Genomic DNA, 22,378 nt, shown 5'->3' on the forward strand with positions numbered 1-22,378 from the left:
AAGGTTCAGGCAACGGGCTGAGTCAACGACCTTACAGGGACTTCTTAACCTTCGATTATACCGTAATGACTGCGGTGTTCTACAGCTTATGGTGAAAGTTCCCCAGATGTTGAGGAAACGGTTGCGCATTGTGTGAAAGGCAGTTGATACTTGGCGCGACAGCAGGTTCACAACCGGGGAAAGGGGCAGGTATGAGCATCATGAAGGAGTTCCGCGCGTTCGCCATGCGCGGCAATGTGGTCGATCTGGCGGTCGGCGTGATCATTGGGGCGGCGTTCAGCAAGATCGTCGATTCGCTGGTCAAGGACATCATCATGCCGCTGGTCAACCTGATCCTGGGGGGATCGGTCGACTTCAGCAACAAATTCCTGATCCTGCGGTTGCCGGCAGACTACAGCGGGCCGATGAACTACGACGCGCTGACGAAAGCGGGCGCGACCGTGCTGGGCTGGGGCAACTTCGTCACCATCCTGATCAACTTCATCCTGCTGGCATTCGTGATCTTCTGGATGATCAAGCTGATGAACCGCGCCAAGGCACGCTTCGAACGCGAAGAGCATGCGGCGCCAGCGGCCACGCCTGAAGACGTGGTGCTGCTGCGCGAAATCCGCGATGCGCTGACGCGCCAGCGCCTGAGCTGACAAGGCCCTGCCGGGGCACCCGGGCCATCCTGGCCCGCCCCGCAGCCGCACCGTAGCCACCCCGCAGCCCGGTCGTCACACCGGATTGTTGATGTCGACGAAATCCACGCGCACCCCGAACCGTGCGGCAATGGCCTCACCCAGCGCCTGCACGCCGTACCGTTCGGTGGCGTGGTGCCCGGCGGCAACAAACCCCACGCGGGATTCCCGCGCCAGGTGCACGGTGGGTTCGGACACTTCGCCGGTAATGTAGGCATCGGCGCCCGCGTCGATCGCGTCCTGCAGCATGCCCTGGGCGGCGCCGGTGCACCACGCGATGCGTGACACCGGCTGGTTCGGATCTCCCACGACCAGCGGCGGACGCTGCAGGCGCTGGGCTATCCGGTCGCCCAGGGCGCCCACGGTGCGGATGCCCTCGGCCTGGCCGATCCAGATCAGGCCATCGCTGCCCGTCTGCTCCGGCTTGCCATCGACCCGGTTGGGAGTGATGCCCAGCACGCGGGCCAGCTGGGCGTTGTTGCCCAGCACCGGATGCGCATCCAGCGGCAGGTGGTAGGCCAGCAGATTCAGGTCGTGCCCCAGTGCCAACGCCAGCCGGGTGCGGCGGATGCCGCGCACGCGCGGGTCTTCGTTCTTCCAGAACCAGCCGTGATGGACCAGCAGCGTATCGGCCCCGACCGAAATCGCATGACGAATAATTGCCTCGGAAGCCGTCACCCCGGCGATAATATGGCGGATCACGGGGCGTCCTTCGACCTGGAGCCCGTTCGGACAGTAGTCGCGGAACCGGTCCGACTGCAGCTCGGCGGCCAGCCATGACACCAGATCTTCGGTGCGCACGCTGCCCCGCTCCTCCGGACCCGGGTGGTTCGGCAAGGGCAATCCGGTTTGCGTTTGCAGTGGTTCGCCTGCCATCATTGTCAATCTCCTACGTCCAGAAGTGTTTACATGCGCCGACTATGGCTGATATTCGCCCAGACCACGACTGTCTGTCTGGCCATTTTATTCATCGTGGCGACATTGCGCCCCGAATGGCTGCCGCGCAGCGGCGGCCCCAACGGCGCCATGGTGGTTCCCTTCTTCGAAGCGGCGCCCCCCGCCACCGCACCGGCGGCGGCCGCAACGTCGTCGTACGCGCTGGCGACGCGCAAGGCCGCGCCTGCCGTGGTCAACATCTTCACCAGCAAGGACGCGCCGCAGTCGAACACGCACCCCTTTGCCGATGATCCGGTGTTTCGGCGCTTCTTTGGCGACGAGTTCAATCCGCGCCGGCAACAGACATCCAGCCTGGGCTCGGGCGTCATCGTCAGCCCCGAAGGCTATGTACTGACCAACAATCACGTGATCGAAGCGGCCGACGAGATCGAAGTCGCCCTGGCCGATGGCCGCAAGGGCAAGGCCATGCTGGTCGGCGCCGATCCCGAAACCGACCTGGCCGTGCTGAAGCTGACCCTGCCCACCCTGCCCGCCGTGACTTTCGGCCGCGCCGAAGACCTGTCGGTGGGGGATGTGGTGCTGGCCATCGGCAACCCCTTCGGCGTCGGGCAGACGACCACGATGGGGATCGTGTCGGCGCTGGGCCGTACGCACCTGGGTATCAACACCTTTGAAAACTTCATCCAGACCGACGCCGCCATCAACCCGGGCAACTCGGGCGGTGCGCTGATCGACGCCAGCGGCAACCTGGTGGGAATCAACACGGCGATCTATTCGCGGTCGGGCGGCTCGCTGGGAATCGGCTTTGCCATTCCGGTGAGCACGGCGCGGCAGGTCATGGAACAGCTGATCACGTCCGGGTCGGTCACGCGCGGCTATATCGGCGTGGAACCACAAGACCTGACAAGCGAGCTGGCCGATGCCTTCAAGCTGTCGCGCCGCGAAGGCGTGATCATCGCGGGCGTCGTGCGCGGCGGCCCGGCAGCCAAGGCCGGCATCCGCACCGGCGATATCGTGGTGTCCGTGGACGACAAGGGCATCACCGACACGACCACCATGCTGAACGCGATTGCCGCGCTGGCGCCGGGCACCAAGGTCAAGATCAAGCTGGTGCGGGGCGGACAGGAATTTGATTCCGTGGTGACCGTGGCCACACGGCCGCAGCCACGCCGGGAACCCCAGACGCCTTGATAGGCAGGCGGGCGGACGGGTTGCGGGCGTGTCCCCTGCCCATTGCAACCGCAAATAAAAAACGCCAGTGCTGGACACAGCCTGGCGTTTTTTTGCGTCTTGGCGACGGAATCTTGTATCGCTACCCGGCCGTCAGCGCCACGCGCTCAGTGCTTGCCCAATCCCAGATAGCTTTCCACCACCCGCGGGTCATCGGCCAGTTCACCCGCCGGGCCGGACAGAACAACCTTGCCGGTTTCCAGCACATACGCGTAGTCGGCCGTCTGCAGGGCCGCCCGCGCGTTCTGCTCGACCAGCAGGATGGCCACGCCACGCGCTTTCAGCTCGTTGATGATGTGGAAGATCTCTTTCACGATCCGCGGCGCCAGCCCCAGAGACGGTTCGTCCAGCAACAGCAGGCGCGGCTTGGCCATCAGGGCGCGGCCCAGGGCCAGCATCTGGCGTTCACCCCCCGACAGCGTGCCGGCCAGTTGCTTGCGGCGGTCTTTCAGCCGGGGAAACAGCACGAACACTTCGTCCATCGACGCGGCCTGGTCGCGCTCGCCGCGGCGATAACGCGAAAAGGCACCCAGCAGCAGGTTGTCTTCCACCGTCATCTCGCCAAACAGCTCGCGCTTTTCGGGAACCAGGTTCAGGCCCAGCGCCACCATCTTTTCAATCTCGGGCTGGGGCTGCACGACGCCGTCGATGGCGACCGTGCCTCGCGACGGCAGCAGGCCCATGATCGCGGACAGCATGGTCGTCTTGCCGGCGCCGTTCGGGCCGATGACAGTCACGATGCTGCCAGCGGGCACGACCAGGTCGGCGCCGTGCAGGGCTTCGACCTTGCCGTAGGAAACGTGCAGGTCGGAAACCGTCAGCAAGGCGGGCGAAGATGCGGCGGCCGTGCTTGCGGACCCGGCCTGTCCGCCCGAATCAGGTGATGCGGGCGTTGTGGTCATTCGACGCCTCCCAGATAGGCTTCGAGCACGCGGGGGTCCTTCTGGACCTGCTCGGGCAGACCCTCGGCGATCTTTTCGCCAAATTCCATGACAACGATCCGATCCGCCAGACCCATGACAAAGTCCATGTCATGCTCGACCAGCAGGATCGCCATGCCCTCGGCGCGCAGGGTGGCAAGGGTGTCCGACAAGGCGCGTTTTTCCAGATAACGCAGTCCGGCCGCCGGCTCGTCCAGCAAAAGCAGGCAGGGGTCGGCGCACAGCGCCCGGGCGATTTCCAGCATGCGCTGCTGGCCCAGCGGAAGCGACCCGGCGGCCACCCACAACTGATCGCCCAGGCCCACCCGCGCGGCCTGACGGGCAGCTTCGGCCATGAGCCGCGCTTCTTCCTTCCGGTCCAGTTTGAGCGCGCCGGTGAACAGGCCGTGGACGATGCCGCGGCGCTCACGCAGGTGCGCGCCGATCGCGATGTTCTCGATCACGCTCATCTGCGGCAGCAGGCGCACATGTTGGAACGTCCGGCCCAGGCCCTGCGCCGCGATACGCCGCGCGCTGCGGCCCGTGACAGCGTCGCCGCGAAAGCGCACCACGCCCGAGGTGGGATCGTCCACGCCCGACAACAGGTTGAACATGGTGCTTTTGCCGGCGCCGTTGGGGCCGATCAGGGCCAGCACTTCGCCCGCGCGCACCGAAAAGCTGATGTCATTGTTGGCCACCAGGCCGCCAAAACGTTTGGTCAGGTGTTCGGCAGCCAGCACTTCTTCGCCCCGCTCGGGCATGGCACGGCGTGCCAGCGGCGCAGCAGCGGTATCGATGGTGCGATGGGTCGGCGCGAACGGCAGCACCTTGCGCGTGAGCTGCGCCAGCAGGGGCCACAAACCGTCGCGCGCCCGCTGCAGCAACACGACCAGCAACACGCCGAACACGATGGTTTCGAAACTGCCCGACGCCCCGAGCAAGGACGGCAGGACGTTCTGCAGCCACTGCTTGAGCAGGGTGACCACACCAGCGCCCAGCAACGCGCCCCAGACCTGCGACGCGCCGCCGATCACTGCCATGAACAGATATTCGATGCCGATACCCAGTCCGAACGGCGTCGGGTTCACGAAGCGCTGCATGTGGGCGTAAAGCCAGCCCGACAGCGCGGCCAGCAGCGCCGCGATCACGAAGATGGCGATGCGCGACCGGGCGGTATCGACGCCCATGGATTCGGCCATCACCATGCCACCCTTGAGTGCACGGATCGCCCGGCCTTCCCGCGAGTCGAGCAGGTTGCTGATCAGCAGCATGGCCACGCCCAGCGCGATCCAGATCAACCAGAACAGATCGCGTCCGCCAACCAGTTGCGTGCCGAACAGCGTGATTGGCGGCACGCCGGACAGACCGGTGTGGCCGCCAAGGAAATCAAACGTGCCGAACAGGAAGTACAGGCTCAGGCCCCAGGCGATGGTGCCCAGCGGCAGATAGTGGCCCGACAGCCGCAACGAGATCCCGCCAAGAACCCAGGCAAATACCCCGGTAATCAACAGCCCCAGCAGCAGCCCTGCCCAAGGCGACCCTCCGGTCCACGCCAGCCAGGTCGGCAAGGTCGCGGTGGTGAGCCAGGCCGTGGCATACGCACCCAGGCCGACAAAGGCTGCCTGGCCAAAGGACGTCAGCCCCCCTACCCCGGTCAGCAGTACCAGGCCCAGCGAAACCAGGGCCGCAAGGCCAATGTAGTTGAGCAGCGTGACGGTGAATTCGGACAGGCCGAACACGGCGCCCAGCAACGCGAGCACGCCCGCGGCAACGAGCCAGGAAGGACGCACCCGCATCATTCTTCCTCCACGTGGCGTGACGACAGCGAGCGCCACACCAGCACCGGAATGATCAAGGTGAAGACGATCACTTCCTTGTAGGCGCTGGCGCTGAAGGACGAAAAGGCTTCCAGCAGGCCCACCAGCAGTGCGCCCGCTGCCGCGATCGGGTAGCTGGCCAGCCCGGCAATGATGGCCGCGACGAAGCCCTTTAGCCCGATCAGGAAGCCGGTGTCGTAGTAGATGGTGGTGATGGGGGCAATCAGGATGCCCGAGAACACGCCGATCAGCGCGCACAGCGTGAAGCTGAGCTTGCCCGCCAGGCTGGTCGGAATGCCCATCAGGCGTGCCCCCACCCGGTTGACGGCGGTTGCGCGCAGCGCCTTGCCATACAGCGTGCGTTCGAACAGCAGGGACAGCAGCACGATCAGGGCCAGCGAGCAGCCCACGACCCACAGGGTCTGCGCGCTGATCGGCACGCCGGCCAATTCAAAACTGCCTTCGGAAAACGGCGGGGTGCGCGAGCCTTCGGCGCCGAAAAACAGCAGGCCCAGTCCCACCAGCGCCATGTGCACGGCCACCGACACGATCAGCAGCACCAGCACCGAACTTTCGGCCACGGGCTGGAATGCCAGACGCCAGATCATCGGCCCGAGCGGCACCACCATCACAAAGGTGAAGAGGATCTGGACGATCAACGGCAGGTCAACGAACGACACGTACCGCGCGATCGCCAGCACCACCAGCGGATACACCACGTTCCAGCCCAGCACCGACGGCACGCGCCGCCATGACCGGGCGCGGAACGCGGTCCACAGTTCGACGACGGCGACCACGGCGCCCGCGCCCACCAGCAGCCAGACGGTGCCCGGCAGCTTGCCGGCCTGCAACGCCGCCAGGCTCAGGGCGCCCCAGGCCACGAACTCGCCCTGGGGAATGAAGATCACGCGGGTGACCGTGAAGGCCAGGACGAGCGCCAGCCCCAACAGCGCGTAGATCGCGCCATTGGTGATGCCGTCCTGCACCAGGAAAAGAACTATCTGGAGGTCCATCTCGACTCCGGAAGGGCCGGAGCCTTCGCCCACCCTCCGCCTGGATTTACTTGATCAGCTTCCAACCGCCGTTCTCGATCGTCACCATGACGCGTGACCGGTTGTCGAGGCCCACGTGATCGGTGGCGGTCGGGTTGAAGATGCCATGCGCGCCGGCCACATTCTTGACCTGCTCGAGCGCATCGCGCAGCGCGGCACGGAATTCCGGCGTGCCCGGCTTGGCTTTCTTGAGCGCTTCGGGAACGGCGGCTTCGATCAGCTTGCCGGCATCCCAGGCATGGCCGCCGAAGGTCGAGACGGAACCCTTGCCGAAGGCGGCTTCGTACTTCTGCACGTATTCGGTGGCAGACGCCTTGACCGGGTTGCTGTCGGGCAACTGGTTCCACACCAGCACCGGACCGGCAGGCAGGAAGGTGCCGGCGATGTCCTTGCCACCCACGCGCAGGAAGTCGTTGTTGGCGACGCCGTGGGTCTGGTAGTACTTGCCGGCGTAGCCACGTTCCTTCAATGTCTTCTGGGGCAGCGCGGCGGGAGTGCCGGCCGCGCCGATCAGCACGGCGTCGGGCTTGGTCGCCATCATCTTCAGCACCTGCCCCGTGACCGAGGTGTCGGTACGGTTGAAGCGCTCGTTGGTGACGGCCTTGATGCCGGCAGCCTGGGCCGCCTTGTTGAATTCCGAATACCAGCCTTCGCCGTAGGCGTCCGCAAAGCCGATGAAGGCCACGGTCTTCACGTTGTTGGCCTTCATGTGCTCGACGATCGCGCCCGCCATCTGCGCATCGTTCTGCGGCGTCTTGAAGGCCCAGCGCTTCTTGCCGTCCAGCGGCTCGACGATCACGGCCGATGCGGCCATCGAAATCAGCGGCGTGCCGGTTTCGGCGGCCACGTCGATCATGGCCAGCGAATTGGGCGTAACGGTGGAGCCGACCAGGATGTCGACCTTGTCTTCGGTGGTGAGCTTGCGTGCGTTCTTGACGGCCGTGGTCGTGTCGGTCGCATCGTCGAGGACGATGTAGTTGACCTTCTGCCCGGCAATGGTCTTGGGCATCAGCGTGAAGGTGTTCTTCTCGGGGATGCCCAGCGACGCGGCAGGACCGGTGGCGGATACGTTGACGCCGACAGTGATGTCGGCGTGTGCGGCAAGCGCCGTCGTGGCCAGCGCCATGGCGACGGCCAGTTTGTTCAACACGTGCATGCAAGTCTCCAACAAGTTGCGAATCGCCCCGCCACTGCGCGGGACGATTTCAATTTTTTTCTACGATCGCGCGATCTTCGGATTCTTTTTTCTTGAGGAACCGAGAGACCAACAATCCCAATTCGAACAGAATGCACAGCGGCACCGCAAGCATGAACTGGCTGACCACGTCGGGCGGCGTCACGACCGCGGCGATCACGAAGGCGCCCACGACCACGTAACCCCGGGCGGCGGCCAGCTTCTCGGTGGTGACCACCCCGGTCTTGACCAGCAGGATCACGGCGATCGGCACTTCGAACGTGATGCCGAAGGCCAGGAACATCGTCATCACGAAGTTCAGGTAGGCCTCGATATCCGGGGCCGGCGTGATCGACTGCGGCGCGAACGTCGCAATGAAGTGGAATACCGTCTTGAAGACGAAAAAGTAGCAGAACGACATGCCCATGATGAACAGCAACGTGCTGGACACAATCAGCGGCAGCGCCAACTTCTTTTCGTGCATGTAAAGGCCGGGGGCAACGAACGACCACGCCTGGTACAGCACGACCGGCAAGGCCACCACGAAGGCGGCCAGCATGGTCACCTTGACGGGCACCATGAAGGGCGTGATCACGCCCGTGGCAATCATGCGCGTGCCGGGCGGCAGGGTCGCCAGCATGGGCTGGGCGAGCAGGTCATAGATCGTGGACGCGCCGGGATACAGGAACAGCACGATGAACACGACGCCGACGGCCAGGAGGGCGCGGATCAGGCGGTCACGCAGTTCGACCAGGTGGGAAATGAAACTGTCTTCTGTGCTCACGCTTTTTCCCGATCTCGCGCAGGCAGGGCTGCGGCTGGGTGGGTATCGGCGGCCGGCTCGACGCTCGCAACGGGCGGGACGGCGGGCGGCAATTGGTCAGTCGGAAACAGTGAAGCCTGCGGCACCGGGGTGCCGTCGCCGTCGTCAGCCGACGGCTGGCCTGCGACAGGCGCAGCACCCGAGGACGGCTGAGGCGCGGGTTGCGGCGTGACCTGGGCCGAGGCAACCGTCACCACCGGGTCGGGCGTGACCATGGGGGCGTCGGCAGGCAAATCCCGCGGAGTGATCGCGGGATTCGGCACGGGAACGAGTTCGGGAACGTGTGCCGCGGCGCCGTCAGGCGTGTGTGCCGCAACGCTGCTGGCCGGCGCCGCATCGGCCGGATCGGCATGCGGCGACACGCCGGCCGCATGGGCCGCACCCGCTGCGCCCTCGGGCAGGAACACGGCGTCGCCGCCATGCACCGCCACGTCCGCCGCGGCGCTGGCCGTCGACGCACTCTGCGCGGCGTCGTCCGCCAGGCTTTTTACTTCGCGGGTCGTGTGATCCAGTTCCTTGCGCACTTCTTCGACATTGGTGTCGACGGTCGACTTGATGGTGCGCGCCGCCTCTTCCATTTCCGTGCGCAGATTGCGCAGTTCGTCGAGTTCCATTTCGCGCCGGATGTCACCTTTGACATCGCTGACGTAACGCTGGGCCCGGCCCAGCAGATGTCCGACTGTGCGGGCCACCTTGGGCAGACGTTCGGGACCGATGACCACTAGCGCCACGACGGCGATCACTAGCATCTCGGTAAAGCTGACATCGAACATTCAGCACGCACCGTTGCAGATAAGTAGAAAACAAGACGCCCCAAGCCGGACAGGTCCGGCTGGGGCCAACCACGGATCGCGGCCGGCAGGCCGCGCCGCTATCAGATGCGTTCTTTTTCCTTGGCTTGGACGTCGATCGTCTCGCCAGGAACGCGCTTCGGATCGGCCGTCGTGTGCGTGGTGGTGGGGCCGCCTGCTTCGCCGCCTTCACGCATGCCGTCCTTGAAGCCCTTGACCGCGCCGCCGATGTCGCCGCCCATGTTCTTCAGTTTCTTGGTGCCAAAAATCAGCACGACGATAACCAGCACGATGAGCCAGTGCCAAATGCTAAAGCTTCCCATTGCATACTCCGCGCCGCGAGGCGGTAATTCGTCCAGTCACCCGAAGCGCCGATTGGCCTTCGGTACTCAGTTCCGTGTACTCGATTCCGGGTGGTCAGCGCCGGTTCAATCCCGCTTCCAGGGCCGGGGACCACCAATCACATGATAGTGGAGGTGGGGGACTTCCTGGCCACCGTCCGCACCATTGTTGACCATGACGCGAAACCCGCCCTCCGGTCCGGGCCGGCATCCCTGTTCGAGGGCCAGCTGCGGAAGCAGGACCGTCATTCTACCCAACACCCCGGCGTCCTCTTGTGACACATCCTGCAGCGAGGTGATATGTCGCTTGGGCACCACCAAAAAATGTACCGGCGCGATCGGATGAATGTCATGAAAAGCATATAGCTCGTCATCTTCGTAGACCTTGCGCGACGGGATGTCACCGCGGCTGATCTTGCAGAACAGGCAATTGTCGCTCATGGCGGGCCTCAGGCAGGACGTGACGCTTTTTCTTCCAGGCCTGACAGGCCTTCACGCCGCGCAAGCTCGGCGATCACCTGTTCAGGACGCAACTTGTAGAAATCCAGCATGACGAGGCAGTGAAACCACAGGTCCGCGGTCTCGGACACGATACGGTCGGCATCGCCATCCTTGGCGGCCATGACGGTTTCGGTCGCTTCTTCGCCGATCTTCTTCAGGAACGAGTCGGGACCCTTGGACAGCAGCCGCGCGACGTAGGAGGCGTCGGGCGAACCGCCGTTCTCCGGGCGGCGCGTGGCAATGGTGTCGGCCAGGCGGGACAGGAAATCGCTCATTTGTAGATGCTCTCGGGGTCTTTGAGCACCGGGTCGGTCTCGACCCAGCGCGTGCCGCCGTCGGTATCCAGACGGCGGTAGAAGCAGCGTTCGCGGCCGGTATGGCAGGCAATGCCGCCCACTTGCTCGACCCGCAACAGCACCACGTCGCCATCGCAGTCCAGGCGCAGTTCACGCACCTTTTGCACGTGGCCAGACTCTTCACCCTTGCGCCACAGGCGGGCGCGCGAGCGCGACCAGTAGGTGGCGTTGCCGGTGCGCAATGTCTCGCGCAGCGATTCGCGGTTCAGGAACGCGAACATGATCACCTTGTTGGTGGTCACGTCCTGCGCAATGCCCGGGATCAGGCCGTTGTCGTCGAACACCAGTTCGTCGAGCCAGGCGTCATCGGCCGAAGCCGTCGGGGAAAATGCCGCGGAAAGGTCCGCGGCTTCAGAGGTTGAAGCCATGCTATCGATTATCCAGCTGCATCAGTCATTCAGGCGCATGGCGATGCCGCGATCGGCCATGAAGCGCTTGGCTTCCTGGACCGTGTGTTGACCATAGTGGAAGATGCTGGCGGCCAGCACCGCATCGGCCTTGCCTTCGGTCACGCCGTTGGCCAGGTCGTCGAGCGATCCCACGCCGCCCGAGGCGATCACGGGCACCGGCACGGCTTCGGACACCGCGCGCGTCAGCGCCAGGTCAAAGCCCGAGCGCGTGCCGTCGCGGTCCATGCTGGTCAGCAGGATTTCTCCGGCGCCATAGTTGGCCATGGTGCGCGCCCATTCGATGGCGTCCAGCCCGGTTGCCTTGCGGCCGCCGTGCGTGAAGACTTCCCAGCGCGGCGCTTCGCCCGGCTGCGACACGCGTTTGGCGTCGATGGCGACCACGATGCACTGCGAGCCGTACCGCTGAGCCGCGTCGCGCACCAGCGTCGGGTTGGTGACCGCCGACGTGTTGATGCCCACCTTGTCGGCGCCCGCATTGAGCAGCCGGCGCACGTCGCCGACTTCGCGCACGCCACCGCCGACGGTCAGGGGAATGAAGACCTGGGACGCCACCTGCTCGATGACCGACACGATGATGTCGCGCTGGTCGCTGGATGCGGTGATGTCGAGGAACGTGATTTCGTCGGCGCCCTGCAGGTCGTAGCGGCGAGCGACTTCTACCGGATCGCCGGCGTCCATCAGGTTCACGAAGTTGACCCCCTTCACGACGCGACCGGCGGTCACGTCAAGGCAGGGGATGATGCGTCGGGTGAGCATGCCGTCAGACCGATCCGAGCTTGTCGGCCAATGCTTGCGCGGCCTGGAAGTCCAGTGTGCCTTCATAGATGCTGCGGCCCAGAATGGCGCCTTCGACGCCCTCTTCTTCGACCGCGCACAGCTGTTCGATGTCGCGCAGGTCGGCAATGCCGCCCGAAGCGATGACCGGAATGCGCACGTGCTGCGCCAGGCGCACGGTGGCGTCGACGTTCACGCCCGACAGCATGCCGTCGCGGCCGATGTCGGTGTAGATGATGGACGCGCAGCCGTAGTCTTCGAACTTCTTGGCGAGGTCGATGACGTCATGGCCTGTGAGCTTGCTCCAGCCGTCGGTCGCGACTTTCCCGTCCTTGGCGTCCAGGCCGACAATGATCTGGCCCGGGAACGCGCTGCACGCATCGTGCAGGAAGCCAGGGTTCTTGACCGCGGCCGTGCCGATGATGACGAACGAGATGCCGTTGTCGAGGTAGCGCTCGATCGTGTCGAGGTCGCGGATGCCGCCGCCGATCTGCACGGGAATGTCATCGCCGACGGCCTTGACGATCGCGCGGATCGACGACTCGTTCTTGGGCTTGCCGGCCACGGCGCCGTTCAGGTCGACCAGGTGCAACCGGCGTGCGCCGAGATCCAGCCAGTGGGAGGCCATGACCGCGGGTTCTTCGGAAAACACGGTAGCGTCGTCGAGGTCGCCTTGACGCAGGCGAACACAACGACCGTCTTTGAGGTCAATCGCAGGAATGAGGAGCATGACGAGTCAGAAAGTGACGTTCGGGTCGGAGGGCTGCACGCGGCAAGCCAGTGAAGAACCGGCCAGGAAGGCCGGCAGGAAGTGAATGCGTATCACGGGTTCCATCGCACGAAATTGCGGTAGATCTGCAAGCCCGCGCTGGCGCTCTTTTCGGGATGGAACTGGGTTGCAAAGATGTTATCTCTGGCCACGGCGCAGGTAAAGCCGAGACCGTAATCGGTCTGCCCGGCAATTACCCCTACATCTTCGGGCACGACATAGTAACTGTGCACGAAGTAGAAATACGTGTCATCGGCCACGCCCTCCCACAAAGGGTGGGCAAGGGTCTGCTTGACCCGGTTCCAGCCCATGTGGGGGACCTTCAGGCGCGACTCGCCGTCGAAGGCGCTCCCGGCAAAGCGCACGACCTTGCCTTTCATGATGCCCAGGCCGTTCGACGGGCCTTCTTCGCTGTGGTCGAACAGCATCTGTTCGCCCAGGCAGACGCCCAGCATCGGCTTGGTGCGCGACGCGTCGAGCACCGCGTCACGCAGGCCCGACGCGTCCAGGTTGCGCATGCAATCGAGCATGGCGCCCTGCCCGGGAAACACCACCCGGTCGGCGGCGGCAATGCCGGCGGCATCGGTGCACAGGCGGACATTGGCCTCGGGCGCGACGTGTTCAAGGGCCCGGGCGACCGACAGCAGGTTGCCCATGCCGTAGTCGACAATGGCAATCGTGGTCACGTCAGAGCACTCCCTTGGTCGACGGAATCGTGCTGCCCGCGCGCGGATCGACTTCCAGCGCCATGCGCAGCGCGCGGCCGAAGGCCTTGAAGACCGTTTCGCACTGGTGGTGCGAGTTGACGCCCTTCAGGTTGTCGATGTGCAGCGTGATCAGCGCGTGGTTCACGAAGCCCTGGAAAAATTCGCGGGCCAGGTCCACGTCGAAGCGGCCGATCATTGCGCGGGTGAACGGCACGTTGTACTCCAGGCCCGGGCGGCCTGAAAAATCGACGACCACCCGCGACAGGGCCTCGTCGAGCGGCACGTAGGCATGGCCATAGCGGCGCAAACCGGCCTTGGTGCCGGCGGCCTGGGCAAACGCCTGACCCATGGTGATGCCGACGTCTTCCACGGTGTGGTGGTCATCGATATGCAGATCGCCATCACAGTCCACTTCGATGTCGAACATGCCGTGGCGGGCGATCTGATCCATCATGTGGTCGAGAAACGGCACGCCGGAATTGAGCTTCTGCTTGCCGGTGCCGTCCAGATTGACGGCCACGCGGATGCGCGTTTCGTTGGTATTGCGGGTGATCTCGGCGGTACGCATGATCAGTTCCGGATAGAAGGAAGAATGTCGTTCAGGGCTGCCAACAGGGCAGCATTGTCGTCGGGGGTGCCGATCGAGATGCGAAGGCACTCGGCCAGCAGCGGATGCATGGGGCCCACGTTGCGCACCAGGATGCCGCGGGCCTTCAGGGCGTCATAGATGCGGACCGCATTGCCGGTCTGCGGGCCCGCGCCGGAAAAATTCGCCAGCACGAAGTTGGCGGCCGACGGATAGGACGTCACGCCCGGCAGCGCCGCCAGGGACGCGATCAGCGCATCGCGGTCGGCGCAGATCTGCGCGGCATGCGCATCCAGCACGGGCTTGTGCTCGAGCACGGCAACGATCGCCGCCTGGGTCAGCACATTCAGATTGTAGGGCGGACGGAGCTTGTCGAGTTGATCGACCCAGGCCGGCGCCCCCGCCAGGTAGCCCAGGCGCATGCCGGCCAGACCGATCTTGGACACCGTTCGCACGATCACGACATTGGGATGCGACAGCACCAGGTCCATGGACGTCGATCGCGCGAAGGCATGGTACGCCTCGTCGATGACGACCAGTCCGGGCGCGGCCTCCACCACGGTGCGGATCGCCTCGGCGCTCCACATCAGCCCCGTCGGGTTGTTCGGCACGGCCAGGAACACGATCTTGGGGCGAAGCCGCGCCATGGCGTCGACCATGGCAGGCACGTCGATCTGCAGGTCGGCCGTCAAGGGCACGCCCGCGAAGGTCGCGTGGTTCAGCCGGGCGAAGGCCTCGTACATCACGAACGAGGGCCAGGGCGACATCACCACATCGCCCGGCACGCAGGTCGACTGGATCGCAAGACTGATGAGTTCGTCCGACCCATTGCCCAGCATGATGTCGGCGCCGGCCGGAATGTCGAACGCAGTTCGCACCGCATCCTTGACCGGCCGGGGGTCGGCGCTCGGGTAGCGGTTGAGCGCCACCTTGCCCACCGCGCGCGCCACCGCCGCCTGGATATCGGCGGGCAGCGAGTACGGGCTTTCCATGGCGTCGAGCTTGATGGCTTGCGTGCCATCGGCCACGGCGTAGCGCGCCAAGGCCTGCACATCCGGGCGGATGGTCGCGGCGATCACACGGGCCGTGCTGGCGTCGCTGGCGGTCATGGCGTCAGTCCGGCGTGGCAGGTCGGGCGGCGTCGGCGCGCGACGCATCGGAACCCGAGTCGTCGAGCCGGAACTCGGCGCTGCGCGCATGCGCCTGCAGACCTTCGCCGTGCGCCAGTTCGGACGCGAGGCGCCCCAGGGTCTGTGCGCCGGCCGGCGACACGTTGATCAGGCTGGAACGCTTCTGGAAGTCATACACCCCCAGCGGCGAGGAAAACCGCGCCGTGCGCGACGTGGGCAGCACGTGGTTCGGGCCGGCGCAGTAATCGCCAATCGATTCCGAGCTGTGACGGCCCAGGAAGATCGCGCCCGCGTGGCGGATCAGGTCGGCCCAGCGATCGGGATTTTCGGTGGAGATTTCCAGGTGTTCCGGCGCGATGTCGTTGGCGATCGCGCAGGCTTCTTCCAGGTCCTTGACCAGGATCAGCGCGCCGCGGTTGGCCAGGCTGGTGCGAATGATCTCGGCACGCGGCATGGTCGGCAGCAGGCGGGCGATGGCGGCTTCGACCTCGGCAATGTAGCCGGCGTCGGGGCACAGCAGGATGGCCTGCGCCAGTTCGTCGTGCTCGGCCTGCGAGAACAGGTCCATCGCGATCCAGTCGGCTGGCGTCTTGCCGTCGCAGATCACCAGGATTTCGCTGGGACCGGCGATCATGTCGATGCCCACCGTGCCGTACACGCGCCGCTTGGCGGCCGCCACGTAGGCATTGCCGGGGCCGACGATCTTGTCGACCGCGGCGATCGATGCCGTGCCATAGGCCAGGGCGCCCACCGCCTGCGCGCCGCCGATCGCGATCGCGCGGTCCACGCCGGCAATCGCCGCAGCCGCCAGCACCAGGGGATTGCGCACGCCGTCGGGCGTCGGGGTCACCATGACGACTTCAGCCACGCCGGCCACCTTGGCGGGCACGGCGTTCATCAGCAGGGACGACGGGTAGGCGGCCTTGCCACCAGGCACGTACAGGCCGACGCGGTCCAGGGGCGTGATTTTCTGGCCCAGCACCGTGCCGTCGGGCTCGGTATAGGTCCAGGTCTGCATGACCTGACGCTTGTGATAGCGGCGGATGCGGTCGGCGGCGCTTTCCAGCGCGGTGCGCTGGGCGGCAGGCAGGGCATCGAGCGCAGCGAGCCATTCGCTGCGCGGGATTTCCAGCGCTTCGATATTGTCGGCTGTCAGGCGGTCGAACCGGCGGGTGTACTCGAGCACGGCCGCATCGCCACGCGACCGGACGTCCAGCAGGATGTCAGTGACGGCGTGTTCGATGGACGCGTCTTCGGACGCCTCGAACGCCAGCAAGGTGGTGAGTTGGTGACGGAAATCGTCGCTACGGGTATCCAGTTTGTGGATCAAAGACATGGCGGTACGCTCTGCAGAAATTCGGGATTCGGGGCCGACAGGCGGCGCCTGGAAAGGCAGCCAGCCTGCGGAGGGCGCGCCTGGGCGCGCCGTGATTGCGGGATCGCAGCCCCTGCGCGCCGTCTCGGCCGCGGCCCGGAGGCCGCTGCGCCCGTGTCAGCCAGGCATGGCCAGACTGGCGCGCGAGAAGGCGTCGAGCAAAGGCTGCAATCGATGTCGCCGCATCTTGAGCGCCGCCTGGTTGACGATCAGCCGCGACGAGATGTCCATGATGTCTTCCACCGCGACCAGGTTGTTGGCCTTCAGTGTGCTGCCAGTCGAGACCAGATCGACGATCACGTCGGCCAGGCCGATCAGCGGCGCCAGTTCCATCGATCCGTACAGCTTGATCAGGTCGACGTGCACGCCCTTGGCGGCGAAATGCTCGCGCGCGGCCTGGACGTACTTGGTGGCAACGCGCAGGCGCGCGCCCTGGCGCACCGCGTTGGGGTAATCGAAGCCATTGGGCACGGCCACGCACAGGCGGCATTTGCCGATGCGCAGGTCGATCGGCTGGTACAGCCCACCCGGGTGCTGGGCGGCATGCTCGATCAGCACGTCCTTGCCCGCCACGCCCAGGTCGGCCGCGCCGTACTGGACATAGGTGGGGACGTCGGACGCCCGCACAATGATGACGCGCACGCACGGGTCGCTGGTCGGCAGGATCAGCTTGCGGGACGTTTCCGGATTTTCGAGCACCGTAATGCCGGCCTCGGCCAGCAAAGGCATGGTCTCGTCGAAGATCCGGCCCTTGGACAGGGCCAGCGTGATCGGGGTTTGCGGATTGGCAGGGGAAAAGGCGCTCATTCAGGCGCTCCGGTGCCGACCACCCGGCGGATCTGGGCACCCAGCTTCACAAGCTTGCGTTCCATGTGTTCGTAGCCGCGGTCGAGGTGATAGATACGTTCGATCGTGGTTTCGCCCTCGGCCACCAGGCCGGCGATGACCAGGCTGGCCGAGGCCCGCAGGTCGGTCGCCATGACGATGGCGCCCGACAGCTTGGGCGTGCCGATCACGACGGCGGTGTGGCCGTCGATCTCGATGCTGGCGCCCAGGCGCCGCAGTTCCTGCACGTGCATGTAGCGGTTTTCAAAGATGGTTTCGGCAATGATGGCGGTGCCATCGGCCACCGTGTTCAGCGCCATCAATTGCGCCTGCATGTCGGTGGCGAAACCGGGGTATTCCTGCGTGCGAAAGCCCACGGCCTGGGGCCGTTCGGCCATCGAGGCGCGGATCCAGTCGTCGCCGCATTCCATCTTCAGGCCGGCTTCGCGCAGCTTGTCCAGCGTGGCGCCCATGCTTTTCGGGTCGGCGTGACGCAGCGTGATGTCGCCACCCGTGGCGGCAACCGCGCACAGGAAGGTACCCGCTTCGATCCGGTCGGGCATGACGCGATGCGTGGCGCCATGCAGCCTGTCGACGCCTTCGATCACGATGCGGTCGGTGCCGTGACCGCTGATCTGCGCGCCCATCTTGATGAGCAGTTCGGCCAGATCGACGATTTCCGGTTCGCGCGCGGCATTCTCGAGCACTGTCGTGCCCTGAGCCAGCGTGGCGGCCATCAACAGGTTTTCAGTGCCCGTGACGGTGACCATGTCGGTGCGGATGCGCGCGCCCTTGAGCTTGCGCGCCCGGGCGAACACGAAACCGTGTTCGATGCGGATGTCGGCGCCCATGGCGGCCAGACCCTTGATGTGCTGGTCGATCGGCCGTTGTCCGATGGCGCAGCCGCCCGGCAGGCTGACCTTGGCTTCGCCAAAGCGCGCCAGCAGCGGGCCCAGCACCAGGATCGACGCCCGCATGGTCTTGACCAGTTCGTAGGGCGCTTCCAGGCATTCGATGTGGTTGGCGGTCAGGCGGACGCGGTGGGTGTCGGATGCGTCACCGGGCGTGCCGCGGTCGGCGCGCACGCCGATCTTGCGCAGCAGGCGCAGGGTGGTGCCGATGTCGTTGAGTTCCGGCACGTTTTCCAGCGTGACGGTATCGGCGGTCAGCAGCGCCGCGCACAGGCTGGGCAGGGCAGCGTTCTTCGCGCCCGAGATTTCGACCTCGCCACGAAGCGGCGTGCCGCCGGTAATGAGCAGCTTGTCCATCAATTGCCTTTGTATTCTTGCGGTGTAAGGGTGCGCATCGACAGCGCGTGAATTTCTGCGCGCATGCGTTCGCCCAGTGCGGCATAAACCAGCTGGTGGCGAGCAACGGGGCGCTTGCCTTCGAACGCCGAGCTGACGATGACTGCCTCGAAGTGCTGACCGTCGCCCTGCACATCGACGTGATCACAGGCCAGGCCGTCGACAATGTACTGGCGGACCTGTTCAGGGGTGGGGAGAGGTAGATTCATGTTCAGTAGCGCAGCTTGTAACCCGAGGCCAGCAGCCGCAGCGCAATCGCCGCGACCACAATGAAAGTGCCGCCGACCACCGCCAGGCTGAGCCAGGGCGATACGTCGGACACACCGAAGAATCCATGACGGAAGCCGTCGATGGTGTAGAAGATAGGGTTCCAGTGTGACACGGCCTGCCAGAACGGCGGGAGCGAGTGCACGGAATAGAACACTCCGGACAAGAACGTAGCCGGCATGATCAGGAAGTTCTGGAACGCCGCCATCTGGTCGAACTTCTCGGCCCAGATGCCCGCGATCAGGCCCAGCACCGCCATGATCGCCGATCCCAGCAGGCCGAACACCAGCATCCACCAGGGCGCGGCAAAGTGCGGGCCGGTAAAGAACAGCGCAACGATATAGATGCTTGTTCCCACCACCAGGCCCCGCACCACGGCGGCCAGCACGTAGGCCCAGAAAAATTCCCAGTGCGTGATCGGCGGCAGCAGCATGAACACCAGGTTGCCGGTGACGCGGCTCTGCATCAGCGACGACGACGCATTCGCGAAGGCGTTCTGCAGCATGCTCATCATCATGAGACCGGGAATCAGGAAGGCCGTGTACGGAATCGAGCCATACACCGTCACCCGCCCTTCGAGCACGTGCGCGAAGATCAGCAGGTACAGCAAGGCAGTCACAACGGGCGCGGCAACGGTCTGGAAACCCACCTTCCAGAACCGCAGCATTTCCTTGTAGAACAGCGTACGAAAGCCCGACCCGGCGGTCAGGTCGGGCTGCAACACGGGCGCGGCGGGCGCAGTGGGGGTGCCAGGCACGGAACTCATGCGGCCTCCTTCAGGACGGCGGCGGCCACCGGATCGTCGTGCATGATATTGAGGAAGGCGTCTTCCAGGTCGGCAGGCAGGACTTCAATGCCTTCGACCACGCCGCCCGCCACACGCACTTGCGCCAGGACCTCTTCGACTTCCAGGCTGGCTTCGAGCCGCAGCGCGACGCGAGCCCCCTGCACGTCGACCACCCGGTCATCCAGCAGCGGGTTGCGACCGGCTGGCCAGCCGCCCGGGCCCATATGCAGCACCAGGCGCGAGCCACCGACGCGCGCGAGCAGGGCCCGCGTCGTATCCAGCGCCACCACCCGCCCGTTCTTGAGCATGGCGATGCGGTGACAGAGCTCTTCTGCCTCTTCCAGATAGTGGGTGGTCAGCAGAATGGTGTGACCTTCGCGGTTCAGGCGGGCAATGAATTGCCACAGCGTCCGGCGCAGGTCGACGTCGACCCCGGCGGTGGGCTCGTCCAGCACGATGACGGGGGGACGATGCACCAGCGCCTGGGCAACCAGCACGCGGCGTTTCATGCCGCCCGACAGCGCGCGCATATTGGTATCGGCCTTGGACGTCAGGCCCAGGTTTTCCAGGATCTCGTCGATCCACGCATCGTTGTTGCGCAGCCCGAAGTAGCCGGACTGGATACGCAGCGATTCGCGCACCGTGAAAAAGGGATCGAACACCAGTTCCTGCGGCACCACGCCAAGCGAGCGGCGCGCTTCGCGAAACTGGTCGACCACGTCGTACCCGCAGACCGACACCTTGCCCGCCGACGCGCGCGCCAGCCCGGCAAGGATGGAGATCAATGAGGTCTTGCCCGCCCCGTTCGGACCGAGCAGGCCGAAGAATTCGCCCGGCGCGACGTCGAGGCTGACGTCATTCAGCGCGCGAAATCCTTCCTTCGAGGCGCCCCCCACGCGTTTCCACCAGGAGGTGGCGGCGGGATAGGTCTTGGAAACGTGTTCGATACGAACTGCGGATGGCATGGCGGGCTGCAAGGACGGCTGCGTGGGATCGGCGGGCGGTGGCGTGTGCACGCCGGCAGATCAGGAGGCTGAACCCACTATTATAGGCGCGGCCGCGGAAAGGCAGGAAATCAGGCCGGGAAGCCGGCTACGCGGACGCCACAGTGCGGACATCCAGGGCTGCGCACCTTGCCGCGCAGACGTCCAGGCGTATGCGCCGCAGCACTCGCCCCGCGCGTCCGGCGCCCGGCCAGAAACGACAACGGGTCCATGGCATGGCCAGGGACCCGAAGCATAAGCACTGCGCCTGCAAGATCGGGGGCGCCTGCCCCCGGACCTGCGTATTACTTGGCGGCAGTCTCGAACGAACGGTTGCGGTCGGCCAGCGACTTGATCAAGCCATCGACGCCACCCTTCGTGATCTCTTGCGAGAACTGGTTGCGGTAGTTTTCGATCAACCACACGCCCAGCACGTTCACGTCATACACCTTCCAGCCCGAACCGGCCTTTTCAAGACGGTAGTCGACCGGAATCGGGTCGCCGTTGGGCTGCTTGATCTGCGTGCGCACGACGGTGTCGGTCGCATTGGCTTCGCGACGGGCCGGCCGCATTTCGATCGACGTCTGCTGCTTGACCGACGACACGGCGCCGCTATAGGTGCGGACGAGCGTCGTGCGGAATTCCTTGACCAGCGCCTTCTGCTGCTCAGGCGTGGCCTGGCGCCAGTAGCGGCCGGCGGCCAGACGGGTCGTCTTTTCGAAGTTGGTGTACGGCAGGATCTTTTCGTCGACCAGCTGCAGCAGGCGCTGCGGGTTGCCGGACTGGATCGCGCCGTCGCTCTTGATGGCGGCCAGCACGTCGTTGGTCAGTTTCTGGACCAGCGCTTCTGGCGCGTCGGCTTCCTGCGCGTGGGCGCGAAAACCGGTCACAGCCAGGGTCAGGCCAACCAGCATCGCGCAAATCACCGCAAAACGGCGGTACAGCGGCTGCGGGGCCGCTTGGGTAAGGGCTTGTACGTTCATGGATAACCTGTAGGGGAAATGCAGTAAGGGTCTGACCTGTAGCACACCACAGAGTTCAGACCCCTGCAGTGTCAACGTGTTGCGGGGATCGCCGTCGGATTGGGCGTCGCCGACGTGGAAGGATCATCGCCGTAGTCAGGCAACGAGTAGTCGGGCAGGTTGCCTTCGCCGTCGGTCTTGACGCCACGGACCATGCTGTCACGGCGCTGCAGATAGGCATCACGCGTGAAGGCGTAGGAATCGAGCGCGACGTCGTTCAGCAGGTTGCCCACGTCGAGCAGGTTCGCCCGGGTGTTGACCAGCTTCAGCACATACAGCGAGTTACGGACGGGCACATTGTCGACAACGGCGCTGAGGGCCAGCGGATCAAAGGCAAAGTCCACGGCGGTGCCGCTGGCTTCACGGATCGTGCTGGGGCCAAGCAGCGGCAGCATCAGGTAAGGACCGGTGGGCAGGCCCCACACGCCGAGCGTCTGGCCGAAATCGGCGCGCACGCGCGGAATGCCTTGCTTGGAGGCGACGTCGAAGCAGCCACCGACGCCCATCGTGGTGTTCAACATGAAGCGGAACGTCATGTTGATGCCTTCCGGCACGCGGTTCTGCAGCACGCTGTTGGCGGCAGACCACACGTCGCCCAGGTTGTTGAATGCATTGCGCACGCAACTGCGGACGGGACCCGGGACGATATTGACGTAGCCCTGAGCGACCGGCTTGAGCACGGCGCGGTCCACGCTGTCGTTGAAGGCGTAGACCTGGCGGTTGACGCCTTCGAGCGGGTCACGCGGATTCTGGCCAACCGGGGCGCCGGAAGGCGGTGGCGTCGCGCAGCCAGACAGGATGGCGACCAGCGCCAGGCCCAGCAGGTTCTTGTTGAGTGCGGTAGTCATCGGTGG

General features: G+C 65.2%; 26 protein-coding genes. 2 read left to right on the plus strand and 24 right to left on the minus strand.

The window, feature by feature from the left end:
• Positions 1-191 precede the first annotated feature (191 nt).
• The gene (mscL, locus tag IE116_RS14240) at positions 192-641 is read left to right on the plus strand and encodes a large conductance mechanosensitive channel protein MscL (RefSeq protein ID WP_189613429.1); all 450 of its coding nucleotides are present in this window, start codon (positions 192-194) and stop codon (positions 639-641) included.
• Between the two features lie 75 nt (positions 642-716).
• Here mscL and IE116_RS14245 read toward each other — a convergent pair whose 3' ends face one another.
• Positions 717-1,481, minus strand: coding sequence for a Nif3-like dinuclear metal center hexameric protein (locus IE116_RS14245; RefSeq protein ID WP_229828461.1), 765 nt, complete (start codon positions 1,479-1,481; stop codon positions 717-719).
• Positions 1,482-1,589: 108 nt separating this feature from the next.
• Between IE116_RS14245 and IE116_RS14250 the strand changes: the two genes are divergently transcribed.
• Positions 1,590-2,768: a trypsin-like peptidase domain-containing protein gene (locus IE116_RS14250; protein WP_189613431.1), complete on the plus strand. Its 1,179-nt coding sequence runs from the start codon at positions 1,590-1,592 to the stop codon at positions 2,766-2,768.
• Between the two features lie 146 nt (positions 2,769-2,914).
• Here IE116_RS14250 and IE116_RS14255 read toward each other — a convergent pair whose 3' ends face one another.
• From IE116_RS14255 to IE116_RS14365, 23 genes are all read right to left on the minus strand, one after another.
• Entirely contained in the window at positions 2,915-3,709 is a 795-nt protein-coding gene (locus IE116_RS14255) for an ABC transporter ATP-binding protein (RefSeq protein WP_189613433.1), read from the minus strand.
• Positions 3,706-5,523, minus strand: coding sequence for a branched-chain amino acid ABC transporter ATP-binding protein/permease (locus IE116_RS14260; RefSeq protein WP_189614650.1), 1,818 nt, complete (start codon positions 5,521-5,523; stop codon positions 3,706-3,708). The genes IE116_RS14255 and IE116_RS14260 overlap by 4 nt, the downstream gene beginning before the upstream one ends.
• Entirely contained in the window at positions 5,523-6,557 is a 1,035-nt protein-coding gene (locus tag IE116_RS14265) for a branched-chain amino acid ABC transporter permease (RefSeq protein ID WP_189613435.1), read from the minus strand. The genes IE116_RS14260 and IE116_RS14265 overlap by 1 nt, the downstream gene beginning before the upstream one ends.
• A gap of 46 nt (positions 6,558-6,603) precedes the next feature.
• Positions 6,604-7,752, minus strand: a complete 1,149-nt coding sequence (locus tag IE116_RS14270) for an ABC transporter substrate-binding protein (RefSeq protein ID WP_189613437.1) — start codon at positions 7,750-7,752, stop codon at positions 6,604-6,606.
• A gap of 49 nt (positions 7,753-7,801) precedes the next feature.
• Complete coding sequence (gene tatC / locus IE116_RS14275; protein ID WP_189613438.1) at positions 7,802-8,554, minus strand: twin-arginine translocase subunit TatC; 753 nt, start codon at positions 8,552-8,554, stop codon at positions 7,802-7,804.
• A complete protein-coding gene (gene tatB, locus IE116_RS26180) occupies positions 8,551-9,366 on the minus strand; it encodes a Sec-independent protein translocase protein TatB (RefSeq protein ID WP_189613440.1) in 816 nt (271 codons plus the stop codon). Before tatB ends, tatC begins: the two co-directional genes overlap by 4 nt.
• 101 nt (positions 9,367-9,467) lie before the next feature.
• On the minus strand, positions 9,468-9,707 hold the full coding sequence (gene tatA / locus IE116_RS14285; RefSeq protein WP_189613442.1) for a Sec-independent protein translocase subunit TatA: 240 nt from the start codon (positions 9,705-9,707) through the stop codon (positions 9,468-9,470).
• A gap of 105 nt (positions 9,708-9,812) precedes the next feature.
• A complete protein-coding gene (locus IE116_RS14290) occupies positions 9,813-10,166 on the minus strand; it encodes a histidine triad nucleotide-binding protein (RefSeq protein WP_189613444.1) in 354 nt (117 codons plus the stop codon).
• 8 nt (positions 10,167-10,174) lie between these two features.
• On the minus strand, positions 10,175-10,501 hold the full coding sequence (locus tag IE116_RS14295; protein ID WP_179583876.1) for a phosphoribosyl-ATP diphosphatase: 327 nt from the start codon (positions 10,499-10,501) through the stop codon (positions 10,175-10,177).
• Positions 10,498-10,950 carry a phosphoribosyl-AMP cyclohydrolase gene (gene hisI, locus IE116_RS14300; protein ID WP_189613446.1) on the minus strand — a complete coding sequence of 151 codons (453 nt, stop codon included), beginning with the start codon at positions 10,948-10,950 and terminating at the stop codon, positions 10,498-10,500. Before hisI ends, IE116_RS14295 begins: the two co-directional genes overlap by 4 nt.
• Positions 10,951-10,971: 21 nt before the next feature.
• Positions 10,972-11,748 carry an imidazole glycerol phosphate synthase subunit HisF gene (hisF, locus tag IE116_RS14305; RefSeq protein WP_189613448.1) on the minus strand — a complete coding sequence of 259 codons (777 nt, stop codon included), beginning with the start codon at positions 11,746-11,748 and terminating at the stop codon, positions 10,972-10,974.
• A 4-nt stretch (positions 11,749-11,752) separates the two neighbouring features.
• Positions 11,753-12,496, minus strand: a complete 744-nt coding sequence (hisA, locus tag IE116_RS14310) for a 1-(5-phosphoribosyl)-5-[(5-phosphoribosylamino)methylideneamino]imidazole-4-carboxamide isomerase (protein WP_189613450.1) — start codon at positions 12,494-12,496, stop codon at positions 11,753-11,755.
• Between the two features lie 92 nt (positions 12,497-12,588).
• On the minus strand, positions 12,589-13,221 hold the full coding sequence (gene hisH / locus IE116_RS14315; RefSeq protein ID WP_189613452.1) for an imidazole glycerol phosphate synthase subunit HisH: 633 nt from the start codon (positions 13,219-13,221) through the stop codon (positions 12,589-12,591).
• A 1-nt stretch (position 13,222) separates the two neighbouring features.
• On the minus strand, positions 13,223-13,810 hold the full coding sequence (gene hisB, locus IE116_RS14320; RefSeq protein WP_189613454.1) for an imidazoleglycerol-phosphate dehydratase HisB: 588 nt from the start codon (positions 13,808-13,810) through the stop codon (positions 13,223-13,225).
• A gap of 2 nt (positions 13,811-13,812) precedes the next feature.
• Positions 13,813-14,937 carry a histidinol-phosphate transaminase gene (gene hisC / locus IE116_RS14325; RefSeq protein ID WP_189613456.1) on the minus strand — a complete coding sequence of 375 codons (1,125 nt, stop codon included), beginning with the start codon at positions 14,935-14,937 and terminating at the stop codon, positions 13,813-13,815.
• Between the two features lie 4 nt (positions 14,938-14,941).
• Positions 14,942-16,294: a histidinol dehydrogenase gene (gene hisD / locus IE116_RS14330; protein ID WP_189613457.1), complete on the minus strand. Its 1,353-nt coding sequence runs from the start codon at positions 16,292-16,294 to the stop codon at positions 14,942-14,944.
• Positions 16,295-16,450: 156 nt separating this feature from the next.
• Positions 16,451-17,140: an ATP phosphoribosyltransferase gene (gene hisG / locus IE116_RS14335; protein WP_189613459.1), complete on the minus strand. Its 690-nt coding sequence runs from the start codon at positions 17,138-17,140 to the stop codon at positions 16,451-16,453.
• Positions 17,137-18,426, minus strand: a complete 1,290-nt coding sequence (murA, locus tag IE116_RS14340) for a UDP-N-acetylglucosamine 1-carboxyvinyltransferase (RefSeq protein WP_189613461.1) — start codon at positions 18,424-18,426, stop codon at positions 17,137-17,139. Before murA ends, hisG begins: the two co-directional genes overlap by 4 nt.
• Complete coding sequence (locus IE116_RS14345; protein ID WP_179583856.1) at positions 18,426-18,674, minus strand: BolA family protein; 249 nt, start codon at positions 18,672-18,674, stop codon at positions 18,426-18,428. The genes murA and IE116_RS14345 overlap by 1 nt, the downstream gene beginning before the upstream one ends.
• Before the next feature lie 2 nt (positions 18,675-18,676).
• Entirely contained in the window at positions 18,677-19,498 is an 822-nt protein-coding gene (locus tag IE116_RS14350) for an ABC transporter permease (protein ID WP_189613463.1), read from the minus strand.
• Complete coding sequence (locus IE116_RS14355) at positions 19,495-20,484, minus strand: ABC transporter ATP-binding protein (RefSeq protein ID WP_189613466.1); 990 nt, start codon at positions 20,482-20,484, stop codon at positions 19,495-19,497. The genes IE116_RS14350 and IE116_RS14355 overlap by 4 nt, the downstream gene beginning before the upstream one ends.
• Positions 20,485-20,807: 323 nt before the next feature.
• Positions 20,808-21,485, minus strand: coding sequence for an MlaC/ttg2D family ABC transporter substrate-binding protein (locus IE116_RS14360; protein ID WP_229828174.1), 678 nt, complete (start codon positions 21,483-21,485; stop codon positions 20,808-20,810).
• 71 nt (positions 21,486-21,556) lie between these two features.
• Positions 21,557-22,372 carry an MlaA family lipoprotein gene (locus IE116_RS14365; protein WP_189613468.1) on the minus strand — a complete coding sequence of 272 codons (816 nt, stop codon included), beginning with the start codon at positions 22,370-22,372 and terminating at the stop codon, positions 21,557-21,559.
• Positions 22,373-22,378: the final 6 nt, after the last annotated feature.

Source organism: Pigmentiphaga litoralis (assembly GCF_014651835.1).
Lineage (GTDB): Bacteria > Pseudomonadota > Gammaproteobacteria > Burkholderiales > Burkholderiaceae_B > Pigmentiphaga > Pigmentiphaga litoralis.